The organism is Albidovulum denitrificans (assembly GCF_002973535.1).
GTDB lineage: Bacteria > Pseudomonadota > Alphaproteobacteria > Rhodobacterales > Rhodobacteraceae > Albidovulum > Albidovulum denitrificans.
Genome location: NZ_PVEP01000001.1, coordinates 506,216 through 523,306 on the forward strand (window position 1 = coordinate 506,216; position 17,091 = coordinate 523,306).

Here is a 17,091-nt window from a genome sequence, read left to right on the forward strand (position 1 = left end):
CCGCTCACCAATCCGCCCATCCCCGCGCGAACTGCTGCGGAAATTGTGGCAGGACTATGGCGGCGGCGGCCCGATGCGCGAAGGGCATCAATCCCCCACCACGGCCGCCTTTGTTGCCAATCCGAACGCCAACCCCGCCCTCGAATCGCGCGATCAGAGCGCCTCGAACGCCGCCTTCTGCCGCGCCGTCCAGAGAAGCGAGAGGCGAAAGCCATCCTCCTCCGGCCGCTCATCGGTCACCACGCCCGCCTCATGCAGCCAGGCGCGGCGGCGCCCGTCGCTGAACGGGACAAAGACCTCTGCCGCGACCCGCTCGGCGTCCAGCGCCTGCCCCATCGCGGCCAGCAGCGCCCCGATGCCTTCGCCCGTCAGGGCAGACACCGCATGGATGCCGGGCGTCCGCGCGTCCTGCACCAGAAGCGCTGCGCGGGTGTCGGGTGACAGAAGGTCGATCTTGTTCCAGACCTCGAAGATCGGCACGTCCTCATCGACGCCGAGGCTTTCAAGGATGTCGCCCACATCGGCCGCCTGTTCCTCGGTCTCCGGGTGGGCGATGTCGCGGACATGCAGGATCAGGTCGGCCTCAAGCACCTCTTCCAGCGTGGCGCGGAAGGCGGCGACAAGCTGTGTCGGCAGGTCGGAGATGAAGCCCACCGTGTCCGACAGGATCACCTTGCGCCCGGACGGCAGCACCACCCCGCGCATGGTCGGGTCGAGCGTGGCGAAAAGCATGTCCTTGGCCAGAACCTCGGCCCCGGTCATGCGGTTGAAAAGCGTCGATTTGCCCGCGTTGGTATAGCCCACCAGCGCCACCACCGGGAACGGCACCTTGCGCCGCGCCGCGCGGTGCAACTCGCGCGTCTTGACGACCTTGGCAAGCTGGCGGCGGATCTTGACCACCTCTTCGTCGATGGCGCGGCGGTCGGCCTCGATCTGCGTCTCGCCGGGGCCGCCGACAAAGCCAAGGCCACCGCGCTGGCGTTCAAGGTGGGTCCAGGCCCGCACCAGCCGGGTGCGCTGATAGGACAGCGCCGCAAGCTCTACCTGCAACACGCCTTCCCGCGTTCGCGCCCGGTCGGCGAAGATCTCAAGGATCAGCCCCGTGCGGTCCAGAAGCTTGACGCCCCAGTCCTTTTCCAGATTGCGCTGCTGGACCGGCCCCACCGGCCCGTCGACCAGTACAAGGTCAACCCCGGCGGCCTCAAAGCGCGCGGCCAGTTCGGCGACCTTGCCCGACCCGAAAAGCGTCGCGGGCGTGATCTTCGGCAGGCGCACGACCTCAGCCCCCACGACCTCAAGATCCGGCAGGGCGGCGGCCAGCGCCACCGCTTCCTCCAGCGCAAGCTCGGGCGCATGGCGGGCGGACCCGCTGCCCCGGTCGGGGTGCAGGACATAGGCCCGTGTCGGGCCTTTCTTGACGGAAGTCGCCTCGGTCAGTCTTCGCCCTCATAGAGCGAGATCGGCTGGCCCGGCATGATCGTCGAGATCGCATGCTTGTAGACAAGCTGCGACTGCCCATCCCGGCGCAGAAGGACGCAGAAATTGTCAAACCAGGTGATCACCCCCTGAAGCTTGACACCGTTGATGAGGAAGATCGTCACGGGAACCTTCGCCTTGCGGACGTGGTTCAGAAAAGCATCCTGCAAATTCTGTTTGTCGGCAGCCATTCTCTTTGTCGCCTTTGTTCTTATGTCGCGCTTCATGGACGCTTCTCGGCGCTGCACCGGAAGCTTGGCCCAAGTATGCGGAAGTTTTGGGGAACTTCCACCCCAAAAACCGCGCGCCCGGCGGAGCGGCGCCAACCGGGTCAGTTGCGCCAGAATTCGGGGTTGAGAAGCGCGATGATGGCCAGCGTTTCAAGCCGCCCAAGGACCATCGCCACCACCGCGATGGCGCGCGCGGCGGTGTCCAGTTCCGCCCAGGACAGGGGCTGCGCCGCCGTCACCGCCGCCAGCGGGCCGGTGGTGGACAGGGCCGCGACCGAGAAGATCGTCGAGGCTTCGAAATTCAGCCCCGTCAGCGACAGCGCCAGCATCGTCACCGCGATCGACAGCGCGAAGAGCATGAAGAAGATCCAGGCGATCTGCGCCCCCCGGCGGCGCAACTGCCGCGCCTGCGCCCCGGCGCCGCCAATGGAATTGGGGTGGACCAGACGCTCGATCTCGCGCTCGCCATGGCGGTAAAGCGCGTAGACCCGCAAGAGTTTCACCCCGCCCGCCGTGGTCGCAACCCCGCCGCCGATCACCGCCAGACCGGCCAGGATCAGGCCCGGCGTCGCCAGCCCCGACCAGGCGCGCGCCTCGGCCCAGTCGGCGCTTTCAAAGCCGGTGGTGGTCAGGAAGGAAAGGACCGTGAAGACCGTCCCCCACAGCGCGCGGATGGCGGCGACGGTGTCCTTGACCTCATTCACCTCAAGCGCGCCGACCCAGTGGCGCAGGAAGAGAAGCGCAGGCACCAGCGTGACCAGAAGCGTCGCCATGCGCAGTTCCGGGTCCTCGATCAGCGCGCGGCCGGTGACGACGGCGCGGCCGCTGGGATAAAGCCGCCGCGACAGGGCGAAGATCAGGAAGAGGAAGATCAGAAATTCCCCCGCCAGTCCCGATCCGGTCTGCCCGAAGCCCCCCGTCGGCGAAATGCCCGAGGTGGCGAGCGTGGACATCGCGTGGCAGGCCGCGACCAGGGGCCGGTCGCCCGCGATCAGTAGCGCCACCCAAAGGATCAGCGTCAGCCCGGCATAGGCGGGAAAAAGCGTCACGAAATAGCGTTTCAGCCGCCCCGAGGGGTCGCTGGCCGGTCCGCCCGCCCCCGCCACCACCGCGCCCTGCCCGGCCTGCGCGCCCGACAGGACCTCAAACCCGCCAAGGTTCATCGGCGCCAGAACCGAAATCGCCGTCAAGAGGACGAAAAAGCCGCCCATCCAGCCCACCAGAGCGCGCCACAGATGCAGGCTGCCCGACAGGCGTTCGGGAACGTAAAGCGTGGCCCCGGTGGTGGTGAAGGAGGACACCATTTCCCACCACGCATTGAAGAGCGTCGTGTCGATCACCGCCTCGCGGAACGGGACCGCGAAGAGAAGCGGCAACAGCGTATAGGCCCCGACCAGCGCCAGAAGCTGATTGCGCGGCCCGCGCGAGGGTCGGTTGGCCGCCGTCGCGACCGCCAGGAGGACGGCCAGCAGAAAGAACAGCGTGCCGCCGTAAAAGAAGATGCGCGAGACGAAATAGTTGCGGACCACGAAGGCATGGGCCGCAGGCACATACATCGCCAGCGACCCGACCCCCATCAGGATCACGAAGAACGGAAGCTGAAGGAGCCGGGTCATCGGTCAGAAGAAGTCGATGGAGACCTGGAGCAAGCGCTCCACCTCCGGCACGTCGCCGGTCATGGCGAAGAGAAGGATCACGTCGCCCTCTTCGACCTTGGTGTCGCCGGTCGGCTTCACCACCTTGTCGCCCTTCATCAGCGCCCCCATCAGCACGCCTTCGGGAAACTCGATATCGCGGATCAGGCGGCCGGTGATGGGCGAGGTGCCAAGGACCTGCGCCTCGATCACCTCGGCCTCGGCATCGCCGATGGAATAGATCGCGCGCACCCGTCCGTGGCGGATATGGCGCAGGATCGAGGACACGGTCGTGGCGCGCGGGTTGATATAGGCGTCGATGTCCAAGGCCCCCATCAGCGGCACCAGCGTCGGGTCGTTGACAAGCGAGATGGCCATCGCGCAGCCCGCCTGCTTGGCGCGAACGGCGGCAAGGATATTGGTCTTGTCGTCGTCGGTGACGGCCAGAACCGCGTCGGCGCGGTCGATATTCGCCTCATTCAGGATCTCGATATCCATGCCGTCGCCGTTCAGAACGATGGTGCGTTCCAGCGCATCGGCGGCCTCTTCCGCGTTGGCGCGATCCCTCTCGATGATCTTGGCGCGGATACGATCGGTACGCTTTTCCAGCGCGCGGGCGACCGCGAGGCCGACATTGCCACCGCCGATGATGACGATACGTTCCTGCTTTTTCGTGTCCTTGCCGAAGATGTCGAGCGTGCGGTTCACGTCCTCCACATGCGAACAGACATAGATCTGGTCGCCCGCGAAAAGCTGATCGCCCGGATCGGGCGCGAAAAGCCGCCCTTCGCGCCGGATGCCGACGACGAGGGCGCGCAGCGTGGAAAAGAGGTCGGTCAACTGTCGCAGCGGCGTGTTCAGGACCGGGCAATCCTCATCCAGCGCCACGCCCAGAAGCTGCACCCGCCCGTTCATGAAGCTTTCGGTGTCGAAGGTCGAGGGCGCGGCCAGACGTTGCAACGCGGCCTCGGCCACCTCGCGTTCAGGGCTGATGACCACGTCGATGGGCAGGTGATCGCGGCGGTAAAGGTCGGAATAGATCGCATCCGTATAGGACTGCGCCCTGAGCCGGGCGATCTTGCGGGTGATGCCGAAGATCGAATGGGCCACCTGACAGGTGACCATGTTCACCTCATCCGAATGGGTGGCGGCGATGATCATGTCGGCATCCCGCGCGCCTGCCCGGTCAAGAATGTCGGGGTAGGACGCGAACCCCGCCACCCCCTGCACGTCCAGCGTTTCGGTCGCGCGTCGGACAAGGTCGGCGTTCTTGTCCACCACGGTGACGTCGTTGCGCTCGCCTGCGAGGTGACGCGCGATCTGCCAGCCGACCTGACCCGCGCCGCAGATGATGACCTTCATGCCGTCTCTCCCCTCGAAGGATGCCGCCTTTGATACGCATGAGGGCCGGACGGGGTCAATGCGGCGCCGTTGCGATTGCGGCCGCGATGCTCCGCGCCCCGCGCAGCAGCAGCCAGAGCGCGAAGGCCGTTTCGGCCACAAGCGGCACCAGATAGGCGGGCTGAACGCTGGCCAGCGCGGCGGGCGCCAGCAGATGCACCGCGCCGCCCGCAAGGTAGATCAGACCCGACAGCCCCAGCGCCCCGCCAAGCGGGTTCGGCAGCGCGTTCTCGCGCAGGAAGATCGCGGCCATCAGCAGGTTGCAGATGCCGAAAAAGGCAAGGCCGATGTCATAGCCAAGCGCGCGCAGGTCCAACGCCACCTCGACGCCCGGCAGATCGGCCCCGGCCAGCATCAGGGCGGCGGCGGTGACGATCATGTTGGCGGCGATGACGGCGGTCTGGATCAGGCGAAAGACCATGGCGCCAAGCGCCGCGGCGGGCGCGAGGGGGCGCAACGCCAAGTAAAGCAGCACCGCGACCCCGGCATCGCAAAGCGCCATCAAGAGATCGGCCCCCATCGCCAGACGGTAAAGCCCCGCGCCCTCGCGGACAGCCGTGGCCGTGGTCATGCCGCCACGCGCCAAACCCTCGCCCCAGACGCCCGCGACGATGATGACAAGGTAAAGCAGACCCGCCAGCCGGGCCTGCGCCGGGATGAAGGGGGATACGCTCACGCGTCGGCCTCCTCATCCTCCTCTTCCAGATGGGCGACCCGCGCGCCGGATTTCGACGTGGTCACGACCCCCAGCGATTTCAGCTTGCGGTGCAGGGCCGAGCGTTCCATGCCGACGAAGGTCGCCGTCCGGCTGATATTGCCGCCGAAACGGTTGATCTGGGTCAGCAGGTATTCGCGTTCGAAAAGCTCGCGCGCCTCGCGCAGCGGCAGCGTGGCAAGGCCGCCCGACAGGACGATCCGCCCTTCCTCGGCCGGGCTTTCGCTTTGGCCCGGCAGTTCGCGCGCCTCGATCGGGCCGGTGCCTTCGCCAAGGATCAGCACCCGTTCGATCACGTTGCGCAACTGGCGGATATTGCCGGGCCAGGACATGGTCTGCATCAGCGCATCGGCCTCTTCGCTGAGGTCGCGCAGCGGCAGGCCCTGGCTGCGGTTGAAGCCCTCGACGAAATAGCGCGCCAGTTCGGGAATATCCTCACGCCGTTCTTCAAGCGACGGCACCGCGATGGGAACGACGTTCAGCCGGTCGTAAAGCTCTTGCCGGAAGCGCCCGGCGGCGATCTCTGCCCTCAGATCGCGGGTGGTGGAGGAAATGACCCGCAGATCGACCCGCACCTTGTCGGTGCCGTTCACGCGGGAAAACTGCTGTTCGGTCAGCACGCGCAGGATCTTCGACTGGGTGCCAAGCGGCATGTCCGCGACTTCATCGAAATAGACGATACCGCCATGGGCCTGTTCCAGAAGGCCCTTTTCGACGCCGCGTTCCGGGGTCTCACGGCCGAACAGCACCTCTTCCATCCGCTCCGGCTCGACCGAGGCCGAGGACACGGTGACAAACGGCCCGCCCGCGCGGTTCGACTGCTGGTGGATGAAGCGCGCCGCCACCTCCTTGCCCGATCCCGGCTGCCCGGTCAGCATCACCCGCCCGTTCGATTTCGTCACCTTGTCAAGCTGCGCCTTCAGCGTTCGGAAGCTGTGCGACGAGCCGATCATTTCCGACGAAGTCACATCGCCCCGGCGCAGTTGCGAATTCTCGCGGCGCAGGCGCGAGGTTTCCATCGCGCGGCTGATGACGACGGTCAACTGGTCGATATTGAAGGGCTTTTCGATGAAATCATAAGCGCCCTGCTTGATCGCCGCGACCGCGATCTCGATATTCCCGTGGCCGGAGATGATGATGATCGGGATGTCCGGGTTGTCGCGCTTGACGGTCTTGAGGATGTCGATCCCGTCCATCCGGCTGTCCTTCAGCCAGATATCGAGGATCATCAGCGCCGGTGGCTCGGCGTTGATCTCGGCCATGCATTCGTCGGAGTTCGACGCGAGACGGGTCGAAAACCCCTCATCCTGAAGGATGTCCGAGATCAGTTCCCGGATGTCCCGTTCATCGTCCACGATCAGAATATCACTCATGCCTCACCTCCGGCCATGTCTGGCGCTTTCTCTTTCACTCCACGGCCCGACCGCGCCCTTGGCAGGCGAATCTCGGCCATCGCGCCCCTGTGGGCGCCTTCCTCAAAACTTTCGGCATCCGTCAGGATCAGGGTGCCGCCATGTTCCTCGATGATCTTCTTGACGATGGAGAGGCCAAGCCCCGTCCCCTTTTCGCGCGTCGTCACATAAGGCTCAAACAGGCGCGCGCGGTCTTCGGGCAGGCCGATGCCGTTGTCGGCGATGCTTATCTCGATCAGTTCGTCATTGGCCTGCATCGCCACCCGAACCTGCGGGGCATAGCCGTCCGGCGCGCCCTTTTCCTTCAGCGATTCAATCGCTTCGCCCGCGTTCTTGATAAGGTTCGTGACCGCCTGGGAAATCATCGTGGCGTCGAATTCGGCGATCACCGGCGCGTCGGGCAGCGTGGCCCGGATCGCCGCGCCATGCACGCTGCCCTCTTGCAAGGTGACGGCGTCGCGGACCAGCTTGGTCATGTCATGTTCGCGCCGGTCGGGCTCCGGCATCCGGGCGAATTTCGAGAACTCATCGACGATGCGGCGCAGATCGCCGGTCTGGCGGACGATGACGCCGGTCATCTGGTCCAGCGACTCGGCATCCTCATCGCCCAGCACCTTGGTAAACTTGCGCTTGATCCGTTCGGCGGAAAGCTGGATCGGCGTCAGCGGGTTCTTGATCTCATGCGCGATGCGGCGCGCGACATCGCCCCATGCGGCCATCCGCTGCGCGCTGACAAGGTCGGTGACATCGTCAAAGGCAACCACATAGCCCTCAAGCTTGCCGTTCGCGTTGCGCCGGATCGCCATGCGCACCAGCAGGCTTTCCAGCCGCCCGCCACGGGTCAGCTTGATTTCTTCCTGCGCGACCTCGCCCACGCCGTCACGCAACTTGCCGAACAGACCGGAGAATTCCGGCACCACGGCGTCAAGCGGCCGGTCATGGCTTTGCTCTTCGCCCAGTTGCAACAGCCGGGCCGCTGCGCGGTTGATGAAATCGACATCGCCCTCGGCATCCAGACCGATCACGCCGGAGGTGACCGAGGACAGCACCGAATCGAAAAGCCGCCGCCGCCGTTCGGTCGCCCGGTGACTGTCGACCAGCGCCTGCCGCTGGGTGTTGAGCTGCCGGGTCATCTGGTTGAACATGCGCCCCAGCATGGCGATTTCATCATCGCCCTGCTCTTCGATAACCTGAACCTCAAGATCGCCCGCGCCGACCCTTTGCGCCGCCCCCGCCAGCCGCCCGATCGGCCGAGACAGCCGTTCGGCGAACCAAAGCCCCATCCAGATCGCCGCCAGCACCAAAAGGAGCGCAAAGCCCAGATAGACAAGGCCGAATTCGAACAGCACCCGCCCGCGCGAGGATTCGAGCTGCTGGTAAAGGCCCACCGTCTCGCGCGTGTTGTCGAGAAGGCTGAGGATTTCCCCGTCCACGTTGCGGCTGACGTAAAGATAGCGGTCGACATAGGCGGGCAGCGCGACAAGGGCGCGGAATTCGTTGTTGGGCCAATCCTCGATCAGCACCGTCTCACCGGCATTGGCGCGGGCGATCTCATCCTCGGTCGGTTGCTCGAAGTTGAAAAGGTAGCTGCGTTCGCCGCGCGCCTTCAATTCGCCGGTGCCGTCGATGACATAAGCCTCGCGCAGGCCGCGCTGGATCTGCGCCTGCCCTTGCGTCAGGATCTGCCGCAAGTCGGCGTCCGAGATAAAGAAATCCCGCCGCTTGGCCGCTTCGAGGTAATTGGCCAGCGCCTCGGTATCGGCGGCAAGGTCGTGGCGGTGTTCGTCCTGATAGGCCTCCGCCGCCTGAAGCGAGGTGCCGACGACGCTGCGCACCCGGTCGGAAAACCAGCCCTCAAGCCCGATATTCACCGTCATGCCGGCAAAGATCGCGACCAGCACGGCGGGAACCAGCGCGATCCCGGCAAACACCCCCGTCAGCCGCAGGTGCAGCCGCGACCCGGCCGATTTCGCCCGCCGCGCGGCGATCATCTGCGCCAGCCGCGACAGCACCATCGCGCCAAGGAAGAGGAAATAGACGAGGTCGGCCAACAGGATCAGCCGGAGCGAGGAGGAATTCGCGCCCTGCCCGGAAGGCCCGAGAACGATGTAGGTCGCCAAAGCCAGAAGCGGGCCAAGGACCACAAGGCTCAGCGTCAGGAGGTTCTGGAAACGCCTCTGCCGCCGCAGCCGGGTCAGCCGCTCCCATGTTGCCGTGCGTGCAATCTCCTGCACCGCTCGCCCCTGATTTCTGCCGCATCGCTGCGGCGACCGCCTCTGTTCATGGTCCTTGCACCGGATGAGACCGATGGGCCACGGGTTGTGTTGCGGTTTTACATCAATTTGCGGCGGCGTGTCACGCGGATATCGAGGTCGGTGATCTTCTTGCGCAAGGTATTGCGGTTGATGCCCAGAAGATCGGCGCATTTGGCCTGATTGCCGCCCGTGGCATCCAGCGCGATCTCGATCAGCGGAAGCTCCATTTCCTTCAGGATACGGTCGTAAAGACCCGGCGGCGGCAGGCTGTCGCCATGCAGGTCGAAATAGCGCTTCAGATGCCGCCCGATCGAGGCGGAAAGCCGCTCACCCTCCTCGGACGCACCGACGCGGGGCGGCTCATTGGGCATCGCGCCAAGGGCGGCGGCGACCTCGGCCTTGCTGATTTCCGGCTCGATCGCGGTCACGATCAGGCGGCGCAGCGTGTTTTCAAGCTGGCGCACATTGCCGGGCCAACGATAGCCGCGCACCAGCGCCATGGCCTCGGGCGACAACCTGCGCGCGGGCGCCCCGTCGCGTTCGGCGCGGGCCAGGAAATGTTCGGCCAGAAGCGGAATGTCCTCCACCCGGTCGCGGAGCGCGGGCACGTCGATCGTCACGCCGCCGAGGCGGTAGAACAGGTCCTTGCGAAACAGCCCCGCCTCCATCTTGCGCGACAGATCATCCTGCGATGTGGCGATGATGCGCGGCGCGTTCGCGGGCAGCGCATCCAGCATCCGCACGATCCGACCTTGGGTTTCCGCGTCGAAATCGCCGACCTCGTCAAAGACCAGCGTGCCGCCGCGCGCCCGCGCCAGAAGGGCCGCAGGCCCGTCGATCCCCTGAAGATCGCCCGCCTGCGCGGTGACATAGGGCGTGGTCCGGCGGTCGGAAAAATCATGGATCGCGCGCGCGACCAGCGACTTTCCGGTCCCCGATTCGCCCGAGACGAGTACCGCGAGGTCGGTGTTCATCACCCGCGCCACCAGCCGGTAAAGCGCCTGCATCGCAGGCGTGCGGCCGACCAGCGGCAGATCCTCGGCCGCCGCGCGCTGCGGCGTATCCGGCGCGGGCGTGGCACGGCGTTTCTGCGTCAGCGCGCGGGACGCGCGTTTCATCAGGTCGGGGAGGTCGAAGGGTTTCGGCAGATAGTCGAACGCCTCCGCCTCGGCCGCCTGGATCGCGGTCATGATCGTGTTCTGGGCCGAGATTACGATCACCGGCAGGCCGGGCCGTTCCTTCGCGATCAGCGGCAGCGCCTCAAGCCCGTTGCCGTCGGGCATGATGACGTCGGAAATCACCAGATCGCCCTTCCCCTCCTCGACCCAGCGCATCAGCGTGACCATGGAAGAGGTCGCATGGACCTTGCAGCCCGCCCGCGTCAGCGCCTGCGTCAGAACGGTGCGGATCGTGCGGTCGTCATCGGCGACAAGTACGGTACCGTCCATGCCAAGCTCTCCTTACGGTTTCGGCGCCACGGGCAGTGACATGCGGAAGGTGGTGCGCCCCGGAACGGAATCGACCGAGATCCAGCCCTGATGATCGGCAACGATCTTGGAGACGAGCGCGAGGCCAAGGCCGGTCCCGTTTTCCCGCCCCGACACGAAGGGGTCGAAGATGTCGCCGACCATCTCGGGCGGGATGCCCGGCCCGTCATCGGTGATCTCTATCTGAAGCGGCAGCCGTGTGCCGCTGCCATCGACGCGGCGCAGCCGCAGCGTGGCGTCATAGAAGGTACGCAGACGGATCGTGCCGGGCCGGTCGCCCGCCGCCTCGGCCGCGTTCTTCAGAAGGTTCAGGACCACCTGCAACAGTTGATCCGCATCGCCCAGCGTGGCGGGCAGCGAGGGGTCGTAATCCTCAAGGATCGTCATCCGCGCGGCAAACCCCAAAAGGGCGGAGCGGCGGGCGCGGTCCAGCACATCGTGGATATTCACCGGCTTTTGTTCCGGCGGACGCAGGTTGCCGAACTGCTCCACCTGCTCAAGCAGTTTCACGATCCGCCGGGTTTCCTCGACGATCAGGTCGGCCAGCTCCACATCTTCCGACGCGAGGTTCATCGACAAAAGCTGCGCCGCGCCGGTGATGCCCGCGAGCGGGTTCTTGATCTCATGCGCCAGCATCTCGGCCATGCCGATGGCGGATCGCGCGGCGGTCTTCATCCCCTGCCCGCGCCCCATCCGGTCGGCGAACTCGCGCGGCGAGATCAGAAGGAGGATGACGCCTTCGCGGTCGGCCAAAGGCGCCGCCTGAAGGTTGCAGATCACCGGGGCGCGGTCGCCGGTGCCGACGTCGACCTCATTGATGTAAAGCGTCGAATGGTTGGCGCGGACCCGTTCGAAGACCTGTTCCAGCGGCGCGTCGACCGCCAGCCTGTCAAAGACCGGCTGCCCGCGCAGCATCTTTTCCGAGGTGTTCAGGAACTGCTCCGCAGCGGGGTTAAGGTCGATCAGCCGGTCCTCCGGGTCGATCAGGATCGCCGGAACCGGGAGAGAGGCCCAGAGGATATCGGCGGCGGGCAAGCTCATGCGGCGGCCCGTTCGGCGGGGCCGTCATAGGCGGCGGCGATCAGGGACAGGACCTCTGCCGGGGAGGTCTCGGTCATCATCCGGGCGCGAAAGCGCGGGTCGATCCCGGCCTCATCGGCGTACCAGCCCAGATGCTTGCGCGCGATCCTGACGCCAAGATCCCTGCCATAGAACGTCAGCATCGCGTCGTAATGCGTTGAAATAACGTCTCGAACGTCAATCGCCTGCAACATCCCGCGCGGGCAGGCCCCGGCCAGCTCCGCCGCAATCGTCGCCAGCCGCCAGGGCGCGCCCTGTGCCCCGCGTCCGACCATGACGCCACCCGCGCCCGAAGCCGCCAGCGCCGTCCGGGCGCTGCCCGCATCGACGATATCGCCGTTCGCGATGACCGGAATGCCGACCGCCGCGCGCACCGCGCGGATCGCGCCCCAATCGGCGCTGCCCTTGTAGAACTGCTGCCGGGTGCGGCCGTGGACGGTGATCATCCGCACCCCCGCCGCCTCGGCCCGCCGCGCCAGGTCGGGGGCGTTCAGACAGTCCGCATCCCAGCCCAGACGGCATTTCAGCGTCACCGGCACATCGACCGCGCCCACCACCGCGTCAATCAGGCGCAACGCATGGTCCGGGTCGCGCATCAGCGCCGAACCGGACAGCCCGCCCGTCACCTTCTTGGCCGGGCAGCCCATGTTGATGTCGATGATCCGCGCGCCCATGTCGGCCACGACGCGCGCCGCCTCGGCCATCGGCGCGGCCTCACGCCCGGCAAGCTGGACCGAGGTCATGGTGCCATCCGACAACCCCAGATCGGTGCGCGCCTTGGCCCGGACCGAAGGTTTCGCGGTCAGCAACTCACCCGAGGCGACCATCTCGGACACCACCAGCCCGGCACCGAACCCGGCCACCAGACGGCGGAACGGCAGGTCGGTGATCCCCGCCATCGGCGCCAGGAACACCGGCGGGTCGAGTTCGATCTGTCCAAGACGCAAAGCCAACGCCTAATCCTTGTGCAATTGCACCTCAGGTAATCGGCGCATCATGGATAGGCAATCCAACCCGCCCTGAAAAGGCGCGAGATTCCAGAACTGCACATTTTTTGCGCAAAAAATGCGCCTTGCTGCGGCTTCTTCCGTCATTGCCCCCCGCATCGGGGCAGGTTAGAGCGGGGACACGCCCATCCCGCAGGGGCCGGAGAGGACATGCCGAGCAAAGAGACAGCCGTCGTGATCGTGGCCGCGGGCCGTGGCAGCCGCGCGGGCGACGGGCTGCCAAAGCAGTGGCGCGACCTCGCCGGGCGGCCGATCCTGGCGCGCACCGTCGCCGCCTTCGCGGGCTTTCGCCGCATCGTCGTGGTGCTGCATCCCGACGACATGGCCGATGGCTTGCGGCTGTTTCAAGGCAGCGTGACGCTGGTCGCGGGCGGGCCGACGCGCTGCGCCTCTGTCAGGAACGCACTGGAAGCACTTGATCCCGAAACGATTTCCCGTGTCCTGATCCATGACGGCGCGCGCCCCCTGATCTCAGCCGCGGTGATCGGGCGGGTGCTGGAGGCGCTTGACACCCACCCCGCCGCCGCCCCCGCGCTGCCCATTGCCGACGCGCTCTGGAGCGGGACGGACGGTCGCGTGACCGGCCTGACGCCGCGCGACGGGCTGTACCGCGCCCAGACCCCGCAGGGATTTCACCTGACGCCGATCCTGACCGCCCACCACGCCTTCGCGGGCGACGCCAAGGACGATGTGGAGATTGCGCTGGCCGCAGGGCTTGACGTTGCCATCGTCGAGGGCGAGGAGGAGAATATCAAGATCACCTGGCCCGACGATTTCGCGCGGGCCGAACGCATCGCAAAGGGCCGCATGGACATTCGCACGGGCAACGGCTTTGACGTTCACGCCTTCACGGCGGGCGATCACGTCATGCTTTGCGGCGTGAAGGTGCCGCATGAAAAGGCGCTTCTGGGCCATTCGGACGCCGATGTGGGCATGCACGCGCTGACCGACGCGATCTATGGCGCGCTGGCCGAGGGCGACATCGGGCGCCACTTCCCGCCGTCCGAGCCGGAATGGAAGGGCGCTGAAAGCCATATCTTCCTGACCCATGCCATCGGGCTGGCCCGGCAGAAGGGGTTCGATCTGTCCAATGCCGATGTGACGCTGATCTGCGAACGCCCGAAGATCGGCCCGCATGCCTTTGATATGGTGATGGAATTGGCGCGCATCATGGGCGTTGACGCGACCCGCGTCAGCGTCAAGGCGACGACCTCGGAACGGCTGGGTTTCACCGGGCGCGAGGAAGGGATCGCGGCGATGGCCACTGTCACCTTGGTGAAAGCATGACCCTGCCCCGCCTCATCGCCAGCGTCTTCGGCATCGGCCACCTGCGCCCCGCGCCGGGGACCTGGGGCTCGGCCGCGGCCATCGTGCTTGGCGTCGCCATCGACCACCTGCTTGGCTTCCCCGCGCTTGTCGTCGCAACGCTGATCGTCATCCCTCTGGGCTATTGGGCGACCGCTGGGGCGGTGGCGGACAGCGAGGACAAGGACCCCTCCTGGATCGTGATCGACGAGGTGGCGGGCCAGTGGATCGCGCTCATCTTTCCCGCCTTCGCCTTCTGGTGGCGCGGGACCGAGGACTGGTGGCTGATCGCCTATCCCGGCTGGCTTGGCGCCTTCATCTTTTTCCGCCTCTTCGACATCTGGAAACCCGGCCCCGTCGGCCGCGCCGACCGGCGTCACACGGCCGCCGGCACGATGGAGGACGACCTTTGGGCCGGACTTTTCGCCGGGATCGCGACCGTGATCGCCGCCGGGATCGCCCACGGGATCCTGATGCGATGACGCTGGCCAATCGTCTTCTGCGTGCCGCGACGAAGGCGGAGGTGAAGATCGCCACGGCGGAAAGCTGCACCGGCGGGATGATCGCCGCCGCGATCACGGATATTGCCGGGTCCTCCGCCGTCTTCGACCGGGGCTTCGTGACCTATTCCAACGCCGCCAAACAGGCGATGCTGGGGGTGCGAACCGATACGTTGGCCCAGCACGGCGCCGTCAGCGAAGAGGTCGCGCATGAGATGGCCGAGGGCGCGCTGGCGCGCTCCGACACCGGGCTGGCGGTCGCCGTCACCGGCATCGCAGGCCCCGGCGGGTCGGAGTTCAAGCCCGAAGGCCGGGTCTGCTTCGCCCTCGCCCGCACGGGCCAGCCGACGCATGTCGAAACGCTGGAATTCGGCGCCATCGGCCGCGCCAATGTCCGCCGCGCGACGGTGGAGAAGGCGCTGACCCTGATGCTTCAGGCGCTGGGGACCGCGCCGTAAAGCTGGGCCGCCCGCGCTTCGAACGCGCGGACCACGCGGCGCATCGCCTCATCGAAGACGACGCCGATGATCTTTTGCAGGATGGCGTTCCTGAACTCGAAATCGACGAAGAAGGTGACCGAGCATCCCCCCTCTGCCCGATCCGCGAAGGACCAGTTGGAGCGCATGTATTTGAACGGCCCGTCAAGATATTCGGTGTCGATCTTCATCGCCTTCGGCCAGAGCGTGACGCGGCTGCCGAACCGTTCGCGGAAGACCTTGAAGGAGATCATCAGATCGGCCTTCATCACCTCCGACCCGTCGGGCTGCGGCGTGACAGAGCGGATGCGCGCCGCCGCCGTCCAGGGCAGGAATTCGGGGTAGCGCTGCACATCGGCGACCAGATCGTACATCTGGCGCGCGGTATAGGGCAGCGGGCGGGTTTCTGAATGCGTCGGCATGGCTTCTTCGGTGACTTCCTGTCCCGGTGTCGCTAAATGGGGACGGTAAATCAAGGGGCGGCCATGCCACAGAGACCTTATGTCATAGACGAGATGATCTCCGCCAAGGCCATCGCCGCGCGGGTCGAGGCGCTGGCGAAAGAGATCACGCGGGCCTTCCGCGACACCGACAAGCTGGTCGTGGTGGGCCTTCTGCGCGGCTCTTTCGTCTTTATCGCCGACCTCGTGCGCGAGATCGACCTGCCGGTCGAGGTCGATTTCCTTGAGGCGTCCTCATACGGCGATGCGATGGAGACCAGCCGCGAGGTGCGCATCCTCAAGGACCTCCGCGGCGAGATCGCGGGCCGCGACGTGCTGGTGGTCGAGGATATCGTCGATACCGGCTTTACGCTGCATCACGTCGTCAACCTCTTGAAAAGCCGGGGGCCGAAGCGGCTTGAGGTCTGCGCGCTGCTCGACAAGCCGTCACGGCGCGAGGTTCCGATCAAGGCGACCTGGACCGGGTTCGAGATCCCGGACGAATTCGTCGTGGGCTATGGCATCGACTTTGCGCAGCGCAACCGCAACCTGCCCCATATCGGCAAGGTCCGCTTCACGGATACGCCAACGGATACGGGCGCGTGATGGATCGGCTGCTGTTGCGCATGGCCGGGTGGGCGCGCAATCCGCCCTCCGGGCGCCGGGTGGTGTTCTTTCTGGCCGTGCTGGCGATCTGCCTTGCCGTCGCCGCGCTGAACTGGGCCGGGTGGTGGCCCGAGGCGCTGACGCTTCAGAAAACGCGCCCGCCGAGGGTTCAGGTCACGCCCTGAGCGCCCTGAAGCCGTGGCGCCATCGCGGCCAGCGCATCGCTAAGCGCGCGGCGCAGTTCGGCGATGCGCGGGACGGTGGCAAGGTCGGCATGGCTGGCGACCCAGATCGGCACCGAGGCGGGTTCGACCTCCTCCCCCGCGCGTTCAAGGCGCGGGTCCTCATCGCCGAGGAAGGCGGGCAGGATCGCGGTGCCTAGCCCCCCGGCCGCCATTTCGCGCAGCACCGGGAAACTGTCCGCGACCGCGATCAGCCGCGCCGGGTCGACATGCGCCGCAAGCCAGCGCGCGGGACCGGCGCGCCCGATCGGCCCCGACATGCCCAGCCAGTCGCGCCCCTCGGCCCCCACCGCGCGGAAGGCGGCGAACCCCAGCCGCGCCGGGCAGTCACCGCTGAGGTCATCGGGCAGGCGCGGCGTCGGGCGCACGGCGATCTCCGCATGGGTACGGGCAAGGTCGAGATGGGCGTTGGAACACAAAAGCTCCACCCGCAGGTCGGGCGCGGTCCGGCGCAGATGCCCCAGCACCTCGGGCATGACGTAAAGGCAGAACGTATCGGTCGAGGTCACGCGCACCTCGCCCGACAGTGGCGCGCGCACCCCCTGCACCATGCGCCGCACCGATTGCACGGCTTCCTCCACCTCGCGCGTGGCGGCGATGATGCGGCCAAGGTCGGGCGGAACGTCGTAGCCCTGCGGCCCCTTTTCGAAAAGCGACAGCTCCGCCGCCGCCTCGAACGCCGCGATCCGGCGCAGGACGGTGGCATGGTTCACCCCCAGCCGCCGCGCCGCACCGCTGACGCTGCCCTCCTCGGCAACGGCGAGGACGTAGCGCAGGTCATCCCAGTTGTCGCGCATGGCCTTCCTTTCGGTCACATTCGCGTTA

General features: G+C 66.5%; 17 protein-coding genes. 5 read left to right on the forward strand and 12 right to left on the reverse strand.

Annotation, left to right across the window (positions count from 1 at the left end; all coding sequences use genetic code 11):
• Positions 1–153: 153 nt before the first annotated feature.
• The 10 genes from hflX to dusB form a co-directional block, all read right to left on the reverse strand.
• Positions 154–1,437 carry a GTPase HflX gene (gene hflX, locus LX70_RS02385; RefSeq protein WP_105512924.1) on the reverse strand — a complete coding sequence of 428 codons (1,284 nt, stop codon included), beginning with the start codon at positions 1,435–1,437 and terminating at the stop codon, positions 154–156.
• Entirely contained in the window at positions 1,434–1,667 is a 234-nt protein-coding gene (gene hfq, locus LX70_RS02390) for an RNA chaperone Hfq (RefSeq protein ID WP_105512925.1), read from the reverse strand. Before hfq ends, hflX begins: the two co-directional genes overlap by 4 nt.
• 140 nt (positions 1,668–1,807) lie before the next feature.
• A complete protein-coding gene (locus LX70_RS02395) occupies positions 1,808–3,322 on the reverse strand; it encodes a TrkH family potassium uptake protein (RefSeq protein ID WP_105512926.1) in 1,515 nt (504 codons plus the stop codon).
• A 3-nt stretch (positions 3,323–3,325) separates the two neighbouring features.
• Positions 3,326–4,702 (reverse strand): Trk system potassium transporter TrkA, encoded by a 1,377-nt coding sequence (trkA, locus tag LX70_RS02400; protein WP_105512927.1) that lies wholly within the window; start codon positions 4,700–4,702, stop codon positions 3,326–3,328.
• 55 nt (positions 4,703–4,757) lie between these two features.
• Positions 4,758–5,417, reverse strand: coding sequence for a DUF4386 domain-containing protein (locus LX70_RS02405; protein ID WP_105512928.1), 660 nt, complete (start codon positions 5,415–5,417; stop codon positions 4,758–4,760).
• A complete protein-coding gene (gene ntrX / locus LX70_RS02410; protein WP_105512929.1) occupies positions 5,414–6,829 on the reverse strand; it encodes a nitrogen assimilation response regulator NtrX in 1,416 nt (471 codons plus the stop codon). The genes LX70_RS02405 and ntrX overlap by 4 nt, the downstream gene beginning before the upstream one ends.
• Entirely contained in the window at positions 6,826–9,102 is a 2,277-nt protein-coding gene (locus tag LX70_RS02415; protein WP_245884900.1) for a sensor histidine kinase NtrY-like, read from the reverse strand. Before LX70_RS02415 ends, ntrX begins: the two co-directional genes overlap by 4 nt.
• A gap of 98 nt (positions 9,103–9,200) precedes the next feature.
• Positions 9,201–10,571, reverse strand: a complete 1,371-nt coding sequence (locus LX70_RS02420) for a response regulator (RefSeq protein WP_105512931.1) — start codon at positions 10,569–10,571, stop codon at positions 9,201–9,203.
• 12 nt (positions 10,572–10,583) lie between these two features.
• Complete coding sequence (locus tag LX70_RS02425) at positions 10,584–11,651, reverse strand: two-component system sensor histidine kinase NtrB (RefSeq protein WP_105512932.1); 1,068 nt, start codon at positions 11,649–11,651, stop codon at positions 10,584–10,586.
• Entirely contained in the window at positions 11,648–12,643 is a 996-nt protein-coding gene (dusB, locus tag LX70_RS02430) for a tRNA dihydrouridine synthase DusB (RefSeq protein WP_105512933.1), read from the reverse strand. The genes LX70_RS02425 and dusB overlap by 4 nt, the downstream gene beginning before the upstream one ends.
• 204 nt (positions 12,644–12,847) lie before the next feature.
• Between dusB and LX70_RS02435 the strand changes: the two genes are divergently transcribed.
• The 3 genes from LX70_RS02435 to LX70_RS02445 are packed head-to-tail and all read left to right on the forward strand — an operon-like array spanning position 12,848 to position 14,960.
• On the forward strand, positions 12,848–13,984 hold the full coding sequence (locus tag LX70_RS02435; protein ID WP_105512934.1) for a bifunctional 2-C-methyl-D-erythritol 4-phosphate cytidylyltransferase/2-C-methyl-D-erythritol 2,4-cyclodiphosphate synthase: 1,137 nt from the start codon (positions 12,848–12,850) through the stop codon (positions 13,982–13,984).
• Positions 13,981–14,484 (forward strand): phosphatidylglycerophosphatase A family protein, encoded by a 504-nt coding sequence (locus tag LX70_RS02440; RefSeq protein WP_105512935.1) that lies wholly within the window; start codon positions 13,981–13,983, stop codon positions 14,482–14,484. Before LX70_RS02435 ends, LX70_RS02440 begins: the two co-directional genes overlap by 4 nt.
• Complete coding sequence (locus tag LX70_RS02445) at positions 14,481–14,960, forward strand: CinA family protein (RefSeq protein WP_105512936.1); 480 nt, start codon at positions 14,481–14,483, stop codon at positions 14,958–14,960. Before LX70_RS02440 ends, LX70_RS02445 begins: the two co-directional genes overlap by 4 nt.
• On the opposite strand, the gene LX70_RS02450 is transcribed toward LX70_RS02445, so the two are convergent.
• Complete coding sequence (locus tag LX70_RS02450; RefSeq protein WP_105512937.1) at positions 14,936–15,400, reverse strand: type II toxin-antitoxin system RatA family toxin; 465 nt, start codon at positions 15,398–15,400, stop codon at positions 14,936–14,938. The two genes, LX70_RS02445 and LX70_RS02450, sit on opposite strands and share 25 nt — an antisense overlap.
• A gap of 63 nt (positions 15,401–15,463) precedes the next feature.
• Here LX70_RS02450 and hpt point away from each other — a divergent pair, with 63 nt between their 5' ends.
• Together hpt and LX70_RS02460 are read left to right on the forward strand one after the other, a co-directional pair.
• Positions 15,464–16,024: a hypoxanthine phosphoribosyltransferase gene (gene hpt / locus LX70_RS02455; protein ID WP_105512938.1), complete on the forward strand. Its 561-nt coding sequence runs from the start codon at positions 15,464–15,466 to the stop codon at positions 16,022–16,024.
• Complete coding sequence (locus LX70_RS02460; RefSeq protein ID WP_105512939.1) at positions 16,024–16,209, forward strand: hypothetical protein; 186 nt, start codon at positions 16,024–16,026, stop codon at positions 16,207–16,209. The genes hpt and LX70_RS02460 overlap by 1 nt, the downstream gene beginning before the upstream one ends.
• On the opposite strand, the gene LX70_RS02465 is transcribed toward LX70_RS02460, so the two are convergent.
• Complete coding sequence (locus LX70_RS02465) at positions 16,194–17,081, reverse strand: LysR family transcriptional regulator (RefSeq protein ID WP_170076097.1); 888 nt, start codon at positions 17,079–17,081, stop codon at positions 16,194–16,196. The genes LX70_RS02460 and LX70_RS02465 overlap by 16 nt on opposite strands.
• Positions 17,082–17,091 lie beyond the last annotated feature (10 nt).

Excerpts from the sequence above, each read along its gene's own strand:
- trkA (WP_105512927.1), bottom strand. The coding sequence starts at position 4,702 with ATGAAGGTCATCATCTGCGGCGCGGGTCAGGTCGGCTGGCAGATCGCG.
- ntrX (WP_105512929.1), bottom strand. The coding sequence starts at position 6,829 with ATGAGTGATATTCTGATCGTGGACGATGAACGGGACATCCGGGAACTG.
- hpt (WP_105512938.1), top strand. The coding sequence starts at position 15,464 with ATGCCACAGAGACCTTATGTCATAGACGAGATGATCTCCGCCAAGGCC.
- LX70_RS02420 (WP_105512931.1), bottom strand. The coding sequence starts at position 10,571 with ATGGACGGTACCGTACTTGTCGCCGATGACGACCGCACGATCCGCACC.
- LX70_RS02425 (WP_105512932.1), bottom strand. The coding sequence starts at position 11,651 with ATGAGCTTGCCCGCCGCCGATATCCTCTGGGCCTCTCTCCCGGTTCCG.
- LX70_RS02440 (WP_105512935.1), top strand. The coding sequence starts at position 13,981 with ATGACCCTGCCCCGCCTCATCGCCAGCGTCTTCGGCATCGGCCACCTG.
- LX70_RS02395 (WP_105512926.1), bottom strand. The coding sequence starts at position 3,322 with ATGACCCGGCTCCTTCAGCTTCCGTTCTTCGTGATCCTGATGGGGGTC.
- LX70_RS02450 (WP_105512937.1), bottom strand. The coding sequence starts at position 15,400 with ATGCCGACGCATTCAGAAACCCGCCCGCTGCCCTATACCGCGCGCCAG.
- LX70_RS02435 (WP_105512934.1), top strand. The coding sequence starts at position 12,848 with ATGCCGAGCAAAGAGACAGCCGTCGTGATCGTGGCCGCGGGCCGTGGC.
- hfq (WP_105512925.1), bottom strand. The coding sequence starts at position 1,667 with ATGGCTGCCGACAAACAGAATTTGCAGGATGCTTTTCTGAACCACGTC.
- LX70_RS02460 (WP_105512939.1), top strand. The coding sequence starts at position 16,024 with ATGGATCGGCTGCTGTTGCGCATGGCCGGGTGGGCGCGCAATCCGCCC.
- LX70_RS02445 (WP_105512936.1), top strand. The coding sequence starts at position 14,481 with ATGACGCTGGCCAATCGTCTTCTGCGTGCCGCGACGAAGGCGGAGGTG.